The sequence below is a fragment of the Pseudoalteromonas sp. McH1-7 genome, from assembly GCF_013366255.1.
GTDB lineage: Bacteria > Pseudomonadota > Gammaproteobacteria > Enterobacterales > Alteromonadaceae > Pseudoalteromonas > Pseudoalteromonas peptidolytica.
Genome location: NZ_JABWPQ010000009.1, coordinates 14,436 through 32,132 on the forward strand (window position 1 = coordinate 14,436; position 17,697 = coordinate 32,132).

Genomic DNA, 17,697 nt, shown 5'->3' on the forward strand with positions numbered 1-17,697 from the left:
CATGAAGCATGCGGTGGATGTAACTTGGCTTTTTGCTAATTTAGCGCGCGTAAAGGTACTTGATGCGGGCATCGTTAAACCCGATCAGCAGGGACCATACCAACCACCCGCAAAGATCCAAGGTGCGCTACGGTTTGATATTAGTGGTGCACTGTGTGCCGAGCAAGCTAAAACGCCGAATATGTGCTGTAGTGCCGCTCAGTTTCAGGCAGAAATGCGCCAGCTTGGCATTAACCATGATGATGTGCTGGTGGTGTACGATGATAAAGGCATGTTTAGTGCGGCAAGAGCATGGTATATGCTCAAAAAAATGGGACATGAGCAAGTTTTTGTACTAGATGGCGGACTTCCTGCTTGGTGTGAAAAGCAGTATCCAACCTGCCAATCCTACCTGATGCCAGCGACAGCTGGAGACTTTGTCGCAAACTTCGATGATAGTGCATTTATTGATAAAGATGCTGTGATTGCCAATATACCATCACAACAAAGTCTATTGATTGACGCCAGAGGCGCGAAGCGATTTTCTGGAGAAGAGCCGGAGCCCCGTGCAGATATGCGCAGCGGTCATGTGCCTAAAAGTAAAAACCTGCCTTACACGCGTTTATTAAACGCCGATGGCTGCTTTAAACCACTCACTGAGCTTGAAGTGTTATATAGCGACTTATCAAAAAATAAGACTAAGCCTCTGATATTCTCTTGTGGTTCAGGTGTTACAGCTTGTATTTTAGCGCTGGTGGCTGACGAGCTAGGTTACCAACAGTTGACGGTATATGACGGCTCGTGGAGTGAATGGGGCGCTGATCCCGATGTCCCAGTTGAAACAGTAACCTAAACTGGATATCACGTCTGATGAGAGTGATGTTACACTTTTGAGCTGGAAAAATGTCACCTCATGTAGGGTCGTTGGTTGAAAAAGGGCACCACTACATGGCCCCTTTTTCGTTTTCAATTACTTGTGATAAGCAAGGCAAGCTTCAACTTCGTTCTTCGATCCTAAAATAACACCAACGCGCTGGTGTATTTCTTCAGGTTGAATATCCAAAATACGCTCACGGCCAGTATGTGCAATACCACCAGCTTGCTCGATAAGCATCGCCATAGGGTTTGCTTCGTAAAGCAAGCGAAGTTTAAACGGTTTGTTAGGATCTTTACGATCTTCTGGGTAGGTGAATAGGCCACCACGACATAATACACGGTGAACATCTCCTACCATTGCTGCTATCCAGCGCATATTGAAGTTTTTACCGCGAGGTCCGGTTTCTCCTGCAAGCAAATCCTCGATGTAGTTTTGCATAGGAGGTGTCCAATGGCGTTGATTGGAAGCGTTAATGGCAAACTCTTTTGTGTCCTCTGGTATCTCAGCGAAATCTTGCGTTAACAAGAAGCTTCCGTGGGTCTTATCTAGCGTGAATAGGCGTGTACCTTTACCTGTGGAAAGCGCTAGCATAGTCGATGGGCCGTACAATACGTAACCCGCTGCGACTTGTTTATGGCCAGGCTGCATGAAAATTGCAGGATCGCTTGGATCAGAACCCTCTGGCGCTTCCATAATTGAGAAAATTGTACCAACTAGTGAATTAATGTCAGTATTTGAAGAGCCATCGAGCGGGTCAAAGGCAACAATATACTTAGCGTTAGGATCACCTGCCACCGTGAAGTCTTCCTCTTCAGAAGCAATGGCTTTTACATATCCAGACTCAAGCAAAATATCTTTTAAGAGTTGATTTGACAATACATCGAGTTTCTTTTGAGTTTCACCTTGGATATTTTCATCAAGGGTAGAGCCAAGTACGCCTGAGAGTGCACCTTGACCAACTCGGAACGATATTTCTTTACATGCCGCGAGAATGGTACGGATAAGAGATACCAACTCACGAGAACAACCATCTTCTACTAACACCGGAGGGAGTCTACGCATTTTTTAAGTCCTGATTACTTTGTGTTTATAGCAATAAATAATGTGAGAGGTGCTATAAACTGCGCTGTAATTCGTCTTGAAAGGCTGTAAATTGTATACGATTTCAGATACAACTGGGGTTAAGCCTCAAAACCATAAATAACAAAGAGCAGCCATGAGCAAAATAAAGTACTTCACTCACACTGTGTCGGCTTTGTTGTTGTGTATGATAACTCATGCACACGCAGCAATTAAGCCTATAGATGAATTTACTGCCAGTTTTAATCATCACCCCGGTTTTTACGCCTTTTACAGTGACGCTTCAAGCGGCAAGTTATATTTAGACATCGACAAGTTTAATGCACCCTTCTTACTACAGCATAGCTTACCCTACGGCATTGGTTCTAATGATATTGGTTTAGATAGAGGCCAGTTAGGTGGCACCCACCTTGTTCAGTTTGAACGCTTTGGTGATAAAGTCATGCTTCGTGCGATAAATACGTATTATCGTGCTAGTGCCAATAATGAAGCGGAAAAACAAAGTGTGAAAGAGGCCTTTGCCTCAAGCATACTGCATGGGTTTAAAGTCGTCGCTGAGGATAACGACAGTGTACTGATAGACTATACCCCTTATTTACTTAGTGATGTGCATGGGGTTTCTCGTACGCTTGCTAGGCGAAACCAAGGCACGTTTTCCCTAGACAGCAGCCGCAGCGCAGTATTTATGCCACGCTCAAAGGCATTTATAAAAAATACGGAACTGGAGGCTGTGCTGACTTTTACAGGTAATAAGCCTGGAGAGTATGTTCGTCAAGTCAGTGCAGATCCTCACGCGCTCACCGTACATCAACACCACTCTTTGATTGAGCTTCCCGAGGACAATTATCAGCCGCGGGCATTTCATCCGCAATCGGGTTACTGGAGTATTGAGCATAAAGATTACTCTGCACCACTTGGAGAGTCGATGCTAGTGCGCTACATTCCGCGCCATCGTTTAGAGAAAAAAGATCCAACTGCGCCAGTATCAGAAGCGGTAAAACCAATCGTATATTACCTAGACCCAGGCGTACCTGAGCCGGTGAGAACCGCATTACTTGATGGTGCAAAGTGGTGGGATCAAGCATTTGAAGCTGCGGGCTATAAAAATGCTTTTCAGGTCAAAATCTTACCTGAGCATGCTGATCCCATGGATATTCGCTACAACGTGATCCAGTGGGTGCATCGTGCGACGCGAGGTTGGTCATACGGCGCATCGGTGATCGACCCACGTACCGGTGAAATTTTAAAAGGGCATGTTACGCTAGGCTCGTTGCGTGTGCGTCAAGATATCCTTATTGCAGAGGCTCTTTCTGCGCCGTTTGTTGAAGGAAATGAGACCACCGAGCGGTTACATGCGATGGCACTGGAGCGTATCCGTCAACTCAGTGCCCACGAAATAGGCCACACTTTGGGGATTGCGCACAATTTCTCTGCATCGGTAAAAAACCGAGCATCTGTGATGGATTACCCTCATCCACTGGTAAGTTTTGAAAATGGCAAATTAGATGTGACCCAAGGCTATGCCAAAGGAATGGGCGCATGGGATACGCAGGTTATTAAATATGGTTACAGTGACTTTCGCGGTGCCGATGAGGCCACTGAGCTTGCTGCCATCCTAGCTGAAAATAAAGCGCTGGAGCTGGAGTTTATTTCGGACTCAGATGCCAGGGCTAAAGGCGGTGCACACCCCACAGCTCACCTTTGGGATAATGGCGCAGATCCTGCTGCTGAGCTACGGCGAGTACTAGAGGTACGTCAACAAGCCTTGGATACTTTTGGAATTAACAGCATTAAAAAAGGAGTTGCACTGTCACAGTTAGAAGAAAGACTCGTGCCGCTTTATTTATTCCATCGCTATCAAGTTGAAGCTGCGGTTAAACTTATCGCGGGGGTAGACTATGACTATGAAGTACGTGGTGAAGAGGTAATAAAAGGAGCGCAAGTCGTTGACAAGGCACGGCAACAAAGTGCAACAAACGCACTATTGGACACGCTTTCACCTGATACCTTGGCTATCGCGGAGTCGATTTTAGCTTTGATCCCACCCAAAGCTTATGGAGAGTATAAAACTCGCGAGAGTATCAAAGGTCGCACAGGGCTAACCCTAGATGCCATGGCGCTTCCAGAGGTTGCTGCACAGCATAGTCTAGATTTATTGTTACATCCTCAACGTTTAAACCGCCTCGCACAACAACATGCGCGCGACCCTGAATCTTTTGGCACACAGGCGCTACTAGATTCAATGTATACACGCGTATTTGAGCAATCAGAGAGTGCAGGTATGAGACAAAAACTAAAGCAAAGGGTGCAATATCTAAGCGCGGTGAAACTGGTGACACTGAGTCAAAGTGATAAGGTCGCTCCTGAAGTGCAAGCGCAACTAAAGTTTTATTTAGCAGAAATAGCGAACGCGTTTAGCCACTCATCGGTGTTTAACGACGTATCATTTGATAAGGCGTTCAGGCATATGCTGGCTGAGCAAATAAACCAGTATCTACGTTCTGGTGAATGGAGCGGGCACTTTAAAACACTCGATATGCCACCAGGCTCACCAATCTAATATACAACCTTCATCATAGGTGGTTTTCACTTTGCTTGAACTTGGATTAATAACATGCTCTTTAGTCGTTGCTTGTTTGAGTTCAAGCCTTACTGCTTGAATATAGAACTGTGCACTTTTTTAGTGTTATTGAAAGCTAAATTATCAACAAAAAAGAAATTATTTATTGACAATAGTACCTTTTTTGGTAATTTCAAATGACTGCTATTTAGGCTTGTATGGGTACAAACTCAATTTAGCAGACATAATTAGGCCAGTTTTATTATTTCGTTAAGTGATAACATTGGCTGTATTCTGAGATATTGGATTATTTCAACAGGAAAATTGAAAATGAAACTAAACCTAAATAAAAAAAGCATCAAAAATCTATCTCGTGATAACAAAGCGCTACCTGTAAACGCAACTCCAGCTATTGCCGGTGGTGTAGCAACAAACCTATGTAACAGCGATGGTTTACGTTGCGACAGACCGACTACATACACTATGTCTATTGTGATTTGTAAAACTGAAATGTAAGCCTATTCAGTAATCAGGTAAACCTGGACTCAGGTTGCTACTGATATAGAAAAACCTCGTCAAAATATGGCGAGGTTTTTTAGTATCTACTGTTAACGATAGCAGAGCGCGGCTATCGGCAATACTTTCTCGCCTCAAAATAGACCACTCAATAAAGATAAAGGATATAAACCCAATATTTATCCAAATCTTAAGATGGTTATATACCCTCTCTTTATGACTTCTATAAAAAGCAACTCTCTTTAATCAAACGTGTCAGTATCGCTTGGCTGGGCTGAATTTTTTCCATTGCTAGAAATTCATTTGGTTGGTGTGCTTGGTTAATAGAGCCTGGCCCCATCACAATGGTTTCGCAGCCAAGTTGCTGCAAAAATGGTGCTTCAGTACAGTAGTTAACCGCAATCGCTTGCTGCCCTGATATGCGCTCAGCCATCTTGACCAGCGCTGAGTCTGTCGAGCCAGTAAACGCAGGAATAGGGTCGTGCATATCCATAACCGAAACACAGTGTGGATAGCGAGCGTTAATGGGCGCAACTGCATCTATCAACATGCCTTGTAGCTCTTTAATACTCAACCCAGGTAAAGGGCGTATATCAATATGTAATTCGCAGCAGCCACAAATACGGTTTGCATTATCGCCACCATGGATGTGCCCAAGGTTTAGAGTTGGATAGGGAATTGCGAAATGTTTTATTGAATATTTATTCTTTAATTCTTCTCTTAACTTTAATAAATTTGCAATCACTTGGTGCATGATCTCAATGGCATTTAGGCCCCGTTCAGGGTCTGAACTATGCCCTGAACGACCAACAATACGAATGGCGCTGGTCATATGCCCCTTATGAGTAAAGACGGGCACCATATCGGTAGGTTCACCAATCACACAGCGTGCAGGTCTTAGGTTGGGGTGCTTAGCGATAGCCTGTGCACCAGCCATGGTTGTTTCTTCATCAGCGGTAGCTAAAATCATGATTGGTGCACATTGCTCACACTCATCTAATTCACCAATAGCGTTTAATACAAAGGCAAAAAAACCTTTCATATCAATACTGCCAAGGCCATAAAGTTTATTGTCTTCCATGCTCAATTTAAATGGATCAAATTGCCATCGACTTTCATCAAATGGAACGGTATCGGTATGTCCCGCTAACATTAAGCCGCCATCACCACTACCTCGTCTTGCAATCAGGTTGTACTTACCTTTTGCCTGTTCAAGTTCCGTCACTTCAACTGTAAACCCTAACGTTTCGCACCACTGTGCGAGTAGCTGGATCACATTCCGATTGCTCATGTTTAGACTTTCTTCTAATGCACTGATAGATGGCGCTGCGATCAGCTGTTGGTACATGTCCATAAAAGCGGGAAGTTTCATAAAAATTCCTAAAATACTTATTCAAAGTTCTTGCATAAAAATATAAAGGTGTTTAAAGTGAATATCAATTCACTTTTTTGGCATAAATATATTTAGAGGCGGCAATGCGACGATTTGACTTCAACACTTAGAAAAAACAATTCCAATTAAACTTTTTAATCTTGAGAGTACTATGTTGAATGTATCTATAATCGGAGCGAGCGGCTACAGTGGTGCTGAGCTTGCTAAGCTGGTTGCCAGACACCCTGAATTTTCCCTTACGCACTGCTTTGTGTCTGAACAAAGCACAGATAAACACAAACTCATCAGCGAGTTATATCCAGAACATACAGGCTTGTTAGATATTGAGCTTGAACCACTAAATCAGCAAGCATTTTCGCTCATTGAACAATCTACAGATTACGTTTGTTTGTGCACTGACCATAAGGTAAGCGTGGAGCTTGCTCCGGTGTTTTTACAAATGGGAAAGCGAGTATTTGATCTTTCTGGTGGTTACCGCTTATCTGACAATGAGGATTATGAAACCTACTACGGCTTTTCTCATCCATACCAAGACTGGCTAACACAAGCGCAATATGGTTTAGCTGAGTGGTATGGCGATGCGATTAAAGCGGCGAAGTTGGTGGCCGTTGCTGGTTGTTACCCAACCGCTGCGCTCAATGCACTCAAACCATTACAACAGGCTGACTTGATATCAGCGCAGCCTGTGATCATCAACGCTGTTTCTGGTGTAACAGGTGCTGGTAGAAAGGCGAATGTTACAAGCCATTTTTGTGAGGTATCACTCGCACCATACGGTTTGTTTACGCACAGACATACCCCCGAAATTGAGAAATATCTAAGTCATCCAGTGTTGTTTACGCCGCATTTAGGAAATTTTAAGCGTGGTATCTTAGAAACAATCTACGTCACTCTGAAGGAAAATGTCACTACAAATCAAGTCGATGCTGCTTACCAGGTGCTGGCTGATGAACCACTTATTAGACTAAAGGCAAGTCAACTTCCATCAATTAAAGCTGTTGAAAATCAGCCTTTTGTTGATATTGGTTGGCAACAAAAAGGCAATCAGCTGATCGTGGTGGTGGCAATTGACAACTTGCTTAAAGGCGCGGCAGGGCAAGCGTTACAGTGCATGAACTTGGCGGCGGGGTTGGATCATTATCAAGGTTTAGGAATGTCAGCATGAGCAAACAAACTTGGGTGATTAAACTCGGTGGTGCGGTGCTGAATCAATCAGGTGCAGCGCAAGCACTATTTTTAGCCATTAAACAAATTCAACAAAGTGCACCACATAAACAGTTTGTAATTGTTCATGGTGGTGGGGCATTAGTTGACAAATGGTTAGCAGATGCCGGGTTTGCTACGGCAAAACATCAAGGTCTGCGCATAAGCCCACAAGAGCAAATGCCTTATATTGTTGGTGCGCTTGCTGGCTGTGCAAACAAGCAACTGATGGCAGATGCCATAACGGCGCAGCTTAATCCTGTCGGGTTGTGCTTGTACGATGCTGGGTTTACGACCACTCAAAAACTAAAAGCATTAGGCCGTGTCGGTACATGTGAAGCGACCGCTGGAGGGATGCTTGAAGCTATATTGGAGTTCGACAAGTTACCAGTGGTGAGTTCAGTGGGTATTGGTGTTGATGGTCATTTGTACAATGTCAATGCTGATGAAGCAGCCGCTGCAATTGCCAATAAACTGGGGGCTGAACTTATTTTGATGACGGATGTTGCTGCGGTACTGGATGAAAAAAAACAGCCACTAAATCAGCTCAACGCAGAACAAATTACTACGTTAATCGCACAAAAGGTCATTGTGGGCGGGATGGAGGTCAAAGTTAAGACCAGTCTTCACGCTGCCCAACACTTACGACGAGGGGTGTACATCTCTAGCTGGAAAAAGCCAGAAAACTTAATTGCACTGCTCAATGGTGAGCATGTGGGTACACAAATACTTCCGTAGGATCAAAACCATGACAAAACACTTTTTAACCGGTTTGGAATTAGATCAAGCCAAAGTAATCGCGTTGCTGAAACTTGCAAAAAATATAAAGGATCATCCACAAGAATATAACCAAGTCCTTGCTGGGAAATCTATCGTTACCTTATTTGAAAAACCGAGTTTAAGAACTCGACTTTCGTTTGATATTGGTATTCATAAATTAGGAGGCCATGCCGTTTATCTTGACCAGCAAAATGGCGCCATGGGAGCGCGTGAGTCTGTAAAAGATTTTGCCTTAAACATCGCAACATGGGCTGATGGATTAGTTGCTCGAGTCAATCATCACAGTACGCTTGAAACATTGGCGGAGTTTTCATCTGTTCCTGTAGTCAATAGCTTGTGCGATCTTTACCACCCATGCCAAGCTTTAGCTGACTTTCTTACCTTATTTGAAACCTATCAGGATGTCAGCCAAATCAAAATTGCCTATCTTGGTGAGGGGAATAACGTTACTCACTCATTGATGCTGCTTGCAGCGACATTAGGTAGTGACTTTGTTGCTGTATGTCCAAAAGGCCATTCTCCTGATGCCCAAATTGTTAAACAAGCAGAGCAGATTGCTGCGGTAAATGGGGCATCTGTATTAGTCAGTGACCGAGTGGAAGCGGCTGCTGGGGCAAATGTACTCTATGCTGACACTTGGGTATCAATGGGAAATCAGACACCACTTGAACAAGTGAAAGACACATTTATGCCCTACCAAATCAACCAACAATTGCTAGAGGCTTGCGGTGCACAAACTGTGCTGCATTGTCAGCCTGCCCACCGTGAGTTTGAAATTACGTCTGAAGTAATGGATGGGCCGAAGTCAAAAATTATTCAACAAGCAGAAAACCGTATGCATGCGCAAAATGCACTGTTGGTATCGCTGTTTAACAAAGATTACGTTTGAGGTGAGAAACATGAGCAAGATTAATAAGGTTGTACTGGCTTATTCAGGTGGTTTAGATACATCAGCGATTGTCCCTTGGTTAAAAGAAAACTATGGGTGTGAAGTAGTTGCATTCGTTGCGGATGTCGGTCAAGGCGAAGAAGAGCTTGCCGGAGTGGAGCAAAAGGCAATCGCGTCAGGTGCTTCTGCTTGTTATGTCGTCGACCTAAAAGAAGAAATGGTTAGCGACTATATTTATCCAACGCTGAAAACAGGCGCAACCTACGAAGGCACTTATTTGCTTGGTACCTCAATGGCTCGTCCTATTATCGCTAAAGCACAAGTGGAGATCGCGCGCAAAGTTGGCGCTGATGCTTTAGCTCATGGCTGCACCGGTAAGGGGAATGATCAAGTGCGATTTGAGTCTTGTTTTTCTGCCCTTGCCCCTGATCTTAAAGTGATTGCGCCATGGCGTGAATGGTCATTATCAAGTCGAGAGTCGTTACTCGATTACTTGGCCGAGCGAAATATTCCTTGTGCTGCCTCTGCCACTAAAATTTATAGCCGTGATGCCAATGCGTGGCACATTTCCCATGAAGGGGGAGAATTAGAAGATCCGTGGAATGAACCAAGTTCACAAGTGTGGACTATGACAAACTCCCCTGAAGCGGCACCAGATAAGCCTGAATATGTGTCTTTATTAGTCGAAAAAGGGGAGATCACAGCGGTTAACGGTGAGCGTTACTCTCCATATCAATGCTTAGTGAAACTCAATGAGATTGCGGCGCCGCATGGTGTCGGTCGGGTCGATATTGTTGAAAACCGGTTAGTTGGTATGAAATCTCGTGGTTGCTATGAAACACCGGGAGGCACAGTAATGATGGCTGCTTTACAAGCCATAGATGAGCTAATTCTAGATAAATCATGCCGCAAATGGAAAGCCAGCTTGAGTGAGGAGTTTGCACATCTCGTTTATGACGGTCGTTGGTTTACGCCTCTCAAAGACTCTATTTTGGCAGCGGCTGAATCATTCGCACAACAAGCAACAGGGGAAGTGGTACTTAAGCTTTATAAAGGCCATGTGCAGGCCGTTCAAAAGCAGTCAATAAATAGCTTGTACAGCGAGGACTTCGCGACCTTTGGTGAGGATGACGTGTATGACCAATCACATGCTGAAGGCTTTATTCGTCTTTTCTCTCTGTCTAGCCGTATTTCGGCATTAAACAAACTAAAACAGCAATAAATTAGGAGCATAAAATGGCATTATGGGGCGGCCGTTTTTCATCAGGTCCTGATGAAGCATTTAAGCAATTTAATGATTCTTTGCCATTTGACTATCAGTTGGCAGAACAAGATATTGTTGGTTCTATCGCTTGGGCTGGAGCACTGAAGCAGGTTGACATATTAAGTGAAGGTGAGCACCAGCAGATTGTTTCAGCACTTAAGCTACTGTTGGATGAGGTGCTTGCTGATCCTCATAGCGTTGCAAGGGCTGGATATGAAGATATTCATTCGTATGTTGAAGCTAAACTAATCGACAAAGTTGGCGATTTAGGTAAAAAGCTGCACACAGGGCGAAGCCGTAATGATCAGGTAGCGACTGATTTTAGATTGTGGAGTCGAAAAACGGCGCAGCAGCTACTAAATGCGTTGAGCGGGCTTAAACAGGCACTAGTCACGCTGGCTGAGCAAGAGTTAGGTACCATTTTGCCAGGTTATACTCATTTGCAGCGTGCACAGCCAGTTTTATTTAGTCATTGGTGTATGGCGTATGTAGAAATGATTGAGCGAGATGAGTCACGGCTGCATGATGCTTTAGATCGCTTGAACGTGTGCCCTTTAGGCTCAGGCGCACTAGCTGGCACTGCGTATCCCATTGACCGTCAAGCACTGGCGGTCAACCTTGGGTTTAGAGAAGCTGCTCGCAATAGTTTAGATGCGGTATCTGACCGGGACTTTGTCGTTGAGTTGCTAAGCTGTGCTTCTATCTCAATGATACATTTATCCCGTTTTTCTGAAGATTTGATTTTTTACAATTCTGGTGAGTCAGGGTTTATAGAGCTGGCGGATAGTGTAACTTCAGGCTCATCTCTTATGCCTCAAAAAAAGAACCCTGACGCATTGGAGTTAATCCGTGGCAAAACAGGGCGAGTTTTTGGTGCATTCAGTGCCATGATGATGACATTAAAAGCACTACCACTTGCATACAATAAAGATATGCAGGAAGACAAAGAAGGTTTATTTGATGCCATGCCGACTTGGCTTGCCTGTATTCATATGGCTGAAGCGTGTGTAAAAGGCATTAAAGTCAATGGTGACAAAACGCTTGCAGCAGCCAAAGGAGGACATGCTAACGCAACTGAGCTGGCTGACTATCTTGTTGCTAAAGGGATCCCCTTTAGAGAAGGTCATCATATTGTTGGGGAGTTAGTGCAGTTAGCAATTAGCAAAGGACAAAATCTTGAGAACTTGAGTATCGAAGAGTTTCAGCAGGTATGTTCAGTGATCGAAAAAGATGTATATCCTGTACTTGAAATTGACGCATGTATTGCCGCCCGCCAAGCATTAGGCGGCACTTCTTTGCCGCAAGTGACAAAAGCGATTAAAGCGGCAAAAAAAAAGCGAAAAATTCAAGTTCGTGATGCCAATTTAGATGATGTCGAAGCGATAGCGGAGCTTATACAGTACTGGGCAAAGGTGGGGGAAAACCTACCTCGAGCCAAGAGTGACATGATCCATAGTATTAATGAGTTTGCAGTGACTGAAGTTGACGGCAAAGTGACAGGATGTGCATCGTTATATATCTATGACACTGGGCTTGCTGAGATCCGCTCTTTGGGGGTGAATCCCAATTGCAATGTGAAGGGGCAAGGTCAAAGGTTGGTTGAGCACTTATTAGAGAAAGCCAAAAAGTTGGCGCTTAATCGGATAATCGTACTCACTAGAGTGCCAGGTTTTTTCACAAAGCAAGGTTTTAATAACTGTACTAAAGACAGTTTGCCTGAAAAAGTCATGAAGGATTGCGAGCTGTGCTTGCGAAAAGATAATTGTGATGAAATTGCTATGGATTTCATTATAAAACAATCATCTAGCTTAAGTATTCCATGTAAATTTGTGGCTTAATAGTCATCAGGTATTGGGTAAGGGCGCGCATTATTTGGCGCGTTTTTTATAAGTTGACTTGTTTTATGTTAATTTTGTGTAAATGTTGGCATGTTGTGTGCTTGATATTTCCTGATAATTTTGTAGACGACTCTGTTTAGGAGTTGAATTGATATTTTGTATTTTTGAGGGAAATCATGAAAAAAGCCATCTTAGCTAGAAAAAACCAAGCAAAAACAACTAGTCAAGTAAAGTTACTTTCTGATAAGGTAATTTTAACTGAGTCTGTTTTAGGTAAAGTATCAGGTGCTCGCGGCGGTGGCGGTATCCTTATTAAGGATCCAAGATTCTGCTAATGTATAGAAAAAAGTCGAGTCCTGATCAAAATAATCTATGTATTTTGATCTTACAAAAATTGGTATCTTCTTTGACTCGATAGTGGTGGTCGGTCTTGTGACCGGCTTCCTATTAAATTTACTGTTTTTTTTACTGAAGATAAAAGATAACCTTTCTTTAATTGTTACCAGTGGCATTGTTGCGCTGTCTTACTTGGGTAGTAACGTTTTCCTTGATTTAACCCAAGCTGATCACACTCTCTATCTACTGTGGTTTTTTTATGACCTACTTACCATTGTTTTATTAATCGGGATAAATTATAAGCTGAAAGTACCATGGTGTACTGCGCTGCACTATGTCTTTTTGTTTCTAGCGATTAACTCGCTACTTTATTTGGGGTTATATATAGATTTAGGGGTATTTGAGACCCGCGAGCAGTGGTGGTTTTGGAGTGTTTATTCCGTTGCTGTGTTAGTTTGTGATTGCGCGATTGTCATTACTTTGATTATTGATAAAGATTGGCTTGGGCTGAAAAAGCTAATGGCCAGAATAAACCGACTTGGTATGCCTGATTACGCGAATGAAAATAAATGAGCGGCTTTAGCCGCTCATTAAAATTGATACTCGACGCTTAATGTCAAAGCAGCATGACTATCATCTTCTGCTAAAGATTTATCTTGCCAAGCAGTTACACCAACTTTAGCAAGTGTACCAAATACACCTTGTTGATACCCAAGCTCCAACTGGTTTCGTTCGAGGTCTTGAGTTTCATAATCAATGCGCTTTAATTTTGCATAGGCACCTACGCCATTGGTACTAAAATAGTCTAGCGCAACCGTGATACTTTTTGCGCCTAGTCCTGTGCTGGCGCCAAGCCATAAGCCTCGCTCTTGGTAATTCGCTAAGTCGAGGCTATTATCTCTTGGGCAAAGTGACAGAGTGAGGGCATCTTTGCACTCAATATTGGTATCTGAATACTCAACAAAGCCTTTTAGGCGGTGAGTTGTGTTACCCCAGTAGCTCTCTACTCCTAAGGTAAACATTGGCTCATCTGGCAAAGCGCCACTGTCGTTTCCTCCCGCAAATTCACCATAAAATGCAAATGGTCTGTCGCCTAAGCGAGTGGAGTACTTTATATCAACACTGGTGAGTCGTTGTGATTGCTTTTCACTTTCAAGGTTTTGTTGTTGATACACAAAATCACTGTAGGTGGTACTAAAGCCCAGCTCCAACCCTTGAATAGGAAAAGCTGCGGCTCGAAATCCCCAGAAATCACCTTCTTTTTTGTTGCTGATGGTTGGGCGCTGTTTTGCCATGATAGCGGTTACTTGCCAAGGCCCTACAAAAGACAGAAAACTTGGGCCACTATAGTTATTATTTGCTCGACTTAAGCGGATTGCTTTCATCGGTGCTGCATTATTAGAAAGCATCAGCGTATTTTCATTGCTTGGCCCCCACCAGTAACTTAAGCGCTCAGCACTGAGTGACCAATTACCAAATAGCACTGCCATATGGCTACCATGATGATTCACATATTTACCATCTTGGCCTTCATCTGTGTAGTTAACCGCTACCTTGGCACTGACAGACTTGCCGGTGATGATCCCAAAGCTGCGTACCCCAGAACGAGCATCATGACGTTGTCCAAACCCGGTTGAGCGTACGTCAGCACCATTAAAGTGAGCAGTTACACTACTATAGCGTTCTCTTTTTGCTTGCTTTAGTGCATGGCGCAGGTGGGCTAACGCGAAGCTTGCAGTTTGCGATAAGTTACGATCATCAACACTTGCAAGATCATTGACAATTCCGCTCCACAGTAGCGGGTATTGATTCACTGGGCGATTGATCACTCCCTGCGCAACGAGCAGGTCTATACTATGTTTAAGCTCACTCTGGGATACTTCTATCCATGGTGAGGCATGAGCACATGTACCCATCAATACAGCAAGGGATAATAGGCTTTTTTTCATCCGTGTAATTTTTCCTCTAACGCGTTGGCGACCAGTGGGTGAACAAACTCACTGACATTACCTTTGTGAAGGGCAACTTCTTTTACCAAAGTTGATGAGATAAATGAATTCTTTTCAGATGGCGTTAAAAACACGCTTTCTAAATCTGGGTGTAATCGACGGTTCATATTTGCCAATTGAAATTCATAGTCGAAGTCAGATACCGCTCTAATGCCACGGATCAAAACGTTGGCTTGTTGTTCTTTAGCTAAATCTACCAATAAACCAGAAAATCCAATGACTTTTACATTTTCGTGCGATTTTAAAATTTCTTGAGCTAAAGCAACACGTTGTTCCAAAGAGAAGCATGGCTTTTTATTTGGATTGTGGGCAATGGCTAAGATGACAGTATCAAACATCTTTGCGGCTCGTTTAATCAAATCTTCATGTCCATTGGTTAATGGATCAAATGTACCTGGGTAGAGTGCTGTGACTTTCATGAGCATAACTGTGTTGAATTTTTTTGTATGGTAGCAAGGTTTTTTTCAAAAAACACTGGTCAGCTCTGTCGGCATGGTGCTTATCTCAGGGTAAAATTAGTGCTACTTTTATCAAGGGCGCTCAAGACGAAAATGATAGGGCTCAGTAAGTTTCAACAATCATAGAGAATTGTAATGAATACCAAGGAAAAAATAATCCGTACCAGCATTGCTTTATTTAACTTGCATGGAGAGCGCGCTATTACGACCAACCATATTGCTTCTAGTTTAGGTATTAGCCCAGGCAATTTGTATTATCATTTTAAAAATAAAGAAGACATTATCAGGCAGATATTCGCACTGTATAGCGAGCATTTAAATACACACTTTAAGCCTTTAGAGCAACATAGTGAGCCGCTTGAGCAACTAACGCTCTACCTAGACTCATTGTTTGACTTAATGTGGCGCTATCATTTCTTCTATGACAATTTGACAGATATTTTAGCCAAAGATGATGAGCTAAAGAAAAACTATATTGCGTTTCAAGCTCGCCTACTAGAGCAAGTAAAAGCGGTGGTGATTGGGCTGAGAGAGTCGGGGGTTATCACGATTAATGACGCTGATGCAAAAGAGCTCGCCCATATGCTAAAAATGACCGTGAGCTTTTGGACGCCTTATGTGAAAGCAAGGCGAATGACGGGCGTGTTAGAACAGCAAGATATATACAACGGCATCGTCAAGGTGCTCATGTTATTTAAACCTTATGCGACGCAAATGAGTATGCCGAAAATAACGCAATTACAGCAACATTATCAGGCATTAGCTGAGGCAAGCTTACCAAGTATTGCTTAATTATTATCAAAGTGACAGAGCTAGGTTTCGCTATTGCACGTGAAGATTGATAGTAAATACGTTGATTATTTCCTAATCGCTTCTGAATTTGATATACTCGCGCGCCCGAACCGTCCCTCGGCCGGTGTGCGCCACGATATCGTCCTCTTTGGTCAAATCGAAGCAGCATCGCAACCGATAATCGACCTGTAGTAGAGTGACTTTTATGCTTAAATTTATCGTCAAATTACACCCTGAAATTGCTATTAAGAGCAAATCTGTCCGTAAGCGCTTCACCAAAGTATTAGAGAAAAACATCAAAATGCTGTTGGTGCGTGTTGACGAAAACGTAAAAGTTAAAAATAACTGGGACAACATCTCAGTGACCAGTCAGCTCGATGATGAAAAAACGCGCTTGGCGTTAATTGATAATCTCAAGCGCACACCTGGGATCGTGCAATTTATTGAGGTGCAAGAGACCCAGTTTGAAACGCTTGATGATATCTATCAGCAAACGCTTGCACTAGTTGCACCACTAATTGTAGGTAAAACTTTCTGCGTTCGCGTAAAACGCCAAGGTCAGCATGAATTTACATCAAGCGATGTCGAGCGTTATGTCGGGGGGGGATTAAACCAAAACATTGAGGGCGCAAGTGTTAGGTTGAAAAAACCAGATGTGACGGTAAAAATTGAAATTAAAGACGATAAAGCTTATATCGTCCGCCATCAGCATTTTGGTTTGGGTGGTTTCCCATTGCCAACGCAAGAAGATGTGCTTTCTTTGATTTCCGGTGGTTTTGACTCAGGTGTTGCGACCTATCAAATGATGAGAAAAGGGGCGCGTACTCACTTCTTATTCTTCAACTTGGGCGGCGCGGCGCATGAGATAGGGGTTAAGCAAGTGAGCCATTATTTATGGAAACAGTTTAGCTCAACGCATAAAGTGAAGTTTATCACGGTTGACTTTGAACCTGTTGTTGCTGAAATTCTTGAAAACGTCGAAAGTGGGCAGATGGGCGTGGTTCTGAAGCGCATGATGATGCGCGCTGGTACCGTGGTTGCAGAACGTTTGGGGATCCCTGCAATTGTGACCGGTGAGAGTATCGGCCAGGTATCAAGTCAAACACTGGCTAACCTCAATGTCATTGACCGTGTTACCGAAATGCTTATCCTACGACCGCTCATCCAGCATGATAAAGAAGAAATCATTCGTATCGCGCGTGCTATTGGTACCAATGAAATGGCTGAAGCGATGCCGGAATACTGCGGTGTGATCTCTAAAAAACCGACGGTCAAAGCACAGCTTGATAAAATTTTAGCGGAAGAAGAAAAGTTTGATTTTGATGTGTTAAACACCGTGGTTTCAAATGCCACAGTGAAAGGTATTCGTGACATTGAAGTTGAAGCAAAAGAAGAGGTCAAAGAGGCTGAGTCGGTAAGCGAATTACCCGACAACGCGGTAGTGCTGGATATTCGCTCTCCAGATGAAGAAGATGCAAACCCGCTAGAACTCGAAGGCGCTGAGGTCATTCATTTACCTTTCTTTAGGTTAGCCACCAAATTTGGCGATTTACCACAAGATAAAGAATACTATTTATATTGCGCCAAAGGCGTAATGAGCCAACTACAAGCGCTTATTTTGCATGAAAATGGCTACACCAATGTAAAGGTGTATCGTCCTTAAAATAAAGAACCTTATACCGATTAGCTTAACTAGTATTATCGTGTTGGGTGAGCATGCGGC

16 protein-coding genes are annotated in these 17,697 nt (G+C 43.3%); 12 read left to right on the top strand and 4 right to left on the bottom strand.

Annotated features, from left to right (window positions below; genetic code table 11):
• The first annotated feature begins 1 nt into the window (after position 1).
• On the top strand, positions 2-832 hold the full coding sequence (locus HUZ36_RS08035; protein ID WP_128732024.1) for a sulfurtransferase: 831 nt from the start codon (positions 2-4) through the stop codon (positions 830-832).
• A 117-nt stretch (positions 833-949) separates the two neighbouring features.
• On the opposite strand, the gene HUZ36_RS08040 is transcribed toward HUZ36_RS08035, so the two are convergent.
• Positions 950-1,918 (bottom strand): class 1 fructose-bisphosphatase, encoded by a 969-nt coding sequence (locus tag HUZ36_RS08040; protein WP_125253779.1) that lies wholly within the window; start codon positions 1,916-1,918, stop codon positions 950-952.
• Between the two features lie 154 nt (positions 1,919-2,072).
• Between HUZ36_RS08040 and HUZ36_RS08045 the strand changes: the two genes are divergently transcribed.
• Complete coding sequence (locus HUZ36_RS08045; RefSeq protein ID WP_176032550.1) at positions 2,073-4,496, top strand: zinc-dependent metalloprotease; 2,424 nt, start codon at positions 2,073-2,075, stop codon at positions 4,494-4,496.
• Between the two features lie 330 nt (positions 4,497-4,826).
• Entirely contained in the window at positions 4,827-5,012 is a 186-nt protein-coding gene (locus HUZ36_RS08050; RefSeq protein WP_125253781.1) for a hypothetical protein, read from the top strand.
• Positions 5,013-5,235: 223 nt separating this feature from the next.
• Here HUZ36_RS08050 and argE read toward each other — a convergent pair whose 3' ends face one another.
• Entirely contained in the window at positions 5,236-6,384 is a 1,149-nt protein-coding gene (argE, locus tag HUZ36_RS08055; RefSeq protein WP_128732022.1) for an acetylornithine deacetylase, read from the bottom strand.
• A gap of 175 nt (positions 6,385-6,559) precedes the next feature.
• Here argE and argC point away from each other — a divergent pair, with 175 nt between their 5' ends.
• From argC to HUZ36_RS08090, 7 genes are all read left to right on the top strand, one after another.
• The gene (gene argC, locus HUZ36_RS08060) at positions 6,560-7,570 is read left to right on the top strand and encodes an N-acetyl-gamma-glutamyl-phosphate reductase (protein WP_176032598.1); all 1,011 of its coding nucleotides are present in this window, start codon (positions 6,560-6,562) and stop codon (positions 7,568-7,570) included.
• Positions 7,567-8,346 carry an acetylglutamate kinase gene (argB, locus tag HUZ36_RS08065; protein ID WP_176032551.1) on the top strand — a complete coding sequence of 260 codons (780 nt, stop codon included), beginning with the start codon at positions 7,567-7,569 and terminating at the stop codon, positions 8,344-8,346. Before argC ends, argB begins: the two co-directional genes overlap by 4 nt.
• Before the next feature lie 10 nt (positions 8,347-8,356).
• The gene (locus tag HUZ36_RS08070; protein ID WP_125253785.1) at positions 8,357-9,277 is read left to right on the top strand and encodes an ornithine carbamoyltransferase; all 921 of its coding nucleotides are present in this window, start codon (positions 8,357-8,359) and stop codon (positions 9,275-9,277) included.
• 10 nt (positions 9,278-9,287) lie between these two features.
• Positions 9,288-10,499 (top strand): argininosuccinate synthase, encoded by a 1,212-nt coding sequence (locus HUZ36_RS08075; RefSeq protein ID WP_176032552.1) that lies wholly within the window; start codon positions 9,288-9,290, stop codon positions 10,497-10,499.
• 14 nt (positions 10,500-10,513) lie between these two features.
• Positions 10,514-12,379 (top strand): argininosuccinate lyase, encoded by a 1,866-nt coding sequence (gene argH / locus HUZ36_RS08080; RefSeq protein ID WP_147389883.1) that lies wholly within the window; start codon positions 10,514-10,516, stop codon positions 12,377-12,379.
• A 176-nt stretch (positions 12,380-12,555) separates the two neighbouring features.
• Entirely contained in the window at positions 12,556-12,714 is a 159-nt protein-coding gene (locus tag HUZ36_RS08085; protein WP_167508256.1) for a hypothetical protein, read from the top strand.
• 37 nt (positions 12,715-12,751) lie between these two features.
• On the top strand, positions 12,752-13,288 hold the full coding sequence (locus tag HUZ36_RS08090; protein WP_147389882.1) for a hypothetical protein: 537 nt from the start codon (positions 12,752-12,754) through the stop codon (positions 13,286-13,288).
• A 17-nt stretch (positions 13,289-13,305) separates the two neighbouring features.
• On the opposite strand, the gene HUZ36_RS08095 is transcribed toward HUZ36_RS08090, so the two are convergent.
• Together HUZ36_RS08095 and coaD are read right to left on the bottom strand one after the other, a co-directional pair.
• On the bottom strand, positions 13,306-14,664 hold the full coding sequence (locus HUZ36_RS08095; RefSeq protein WP_176032553.1) for a capsule assembly Wzi family protein: 1,359 nt from the start codon (positions 14,662-14,664) through the stop codon (positions 13,306-13,308).
• Entirely contained in the window at positions 14,661-15,143 is a 483-nt protein-coding gene (gene coaD / locus HUZ36_RS08100) for a pantetheine-phosphate adenylyltransferase (RefSeq protein WP_125253790.1), read from the bottom strand. Before coaD ends, HUZ36_RS08095 begins: the two co-directional genes overlap by 4 nt.
• A 174-nt stretch (positions 15,144-15,317) precedes the next feature.
• Between coaD and HUZ36_RS08105 the strand changes: the two genes are divergently transcribed.
• Positions 15,318-15,974, top strand: a complete 657-nt coding sequence (locus HUZ36_RS08105) for a TetR/AcrR family transcriptional regulator (RefSeq protein WP_125253791.1) — start codon at positions 15,318-15,320, stop codon at positions 15,972-15,974.
• A 205-nt stretch (positions 15,975-16,179) separates the two neighbouring features.
• On the top strand, positions 16,180-17,637 hold the full coding sequence (gene thiI / locus HUZ36_RS08110) for a tRNA uracil 4-sulfurtransferase ThiI (RefSeq protein ID WP_176032554.1): 1,458 nt from the start codon (positions 16,180-16,182) through the stop codon (positions 17,635-17,637).
• The last annotated feature ends 60 nt before the right edge of the window (positions 17,638-17,697 follow it).